3 tRNA genes are annotated in these 362 nt (G+C 60.8%); all 3 read right to left on the bottom strand.

Annotated elements, in window-relative coordinates:
• Nucleotide 1: 1 nt before the first annotated feature.
• The 3 genes from ALMP_RS35365 to ALMP_RS35355 all read right to left on the bottom strand — a co-directional run bounded on the left by ALMP_RS35365 (nucleotide 2) and on the right by ALMP_RS35355 (nucleotide 361).
• A tRNA-Val gene (locus tag ALMP_RS35365) sits at nucleotides 2-73 on the bottom strand.
• A 103-nt stretch (nucleotides 74-176) separates the two neighbouring features.
• A tRNA-Cys gene (locus ALMP_RS35360) sits at nucleotides 177-250 on the bottom strand.
• A 38-nt stretch (nucleotides 251-288) separates the two neighbouring features.
• Nucleotides 289-361: transfer RNA gene (locus ALMP_RS35355), tRNA-Gly, on the bottom strand.
• Nucleotide 362 lies beyond the last annotated feature (1 nt).

Here is a 362-nt window from a genome sequence, read left to right as displayed (position 1 = left end):
GTGGACGATACTGGGATTGAACCAGTGACCTCTTCCGTGTCAGGGAAGCGCTCTCCCGCTGAGCTAATCGTCCTCGGGACCGTGACCGACAGGTCACGCATCGTGCGCGATACTGGGATTGAACCAGTGACCTCTTCCGTGTCAGGGAAGCGCTCTCCCGCTGAGCTAATCGTCCTTGGAGGTGGAGACGGGATTTGAACCCGTGTAGACGGCTTTGCAGGCCGTTGCCTCGCCTCTCGGCCACTCCACCAGGAGTGTAGGGGATCGGGACGACCCCTACTTCCTGCGAGCGGACGACGAGGCTCGAACTCGCGACCTCAACCTTGGCAAGGTTGCGCTCTACCAACTGAGCTACGTCCGCA

It is taken from the genome of Streptomyces sp. A012304, assembly GCF_026008495.1.
In the GTDB taxonomy this organism is placed as follows: domain Bacteria; phylum Actinomycetota; class Actinomycetes; order Streptomycetales; family Streptomycetaceae; genus Streptomyces.
The sequence above is the reverse complement of the archived record's forward strand: the minus strand, read 5'-3'. Positions and strand labels throughout refer to the sequence as shown.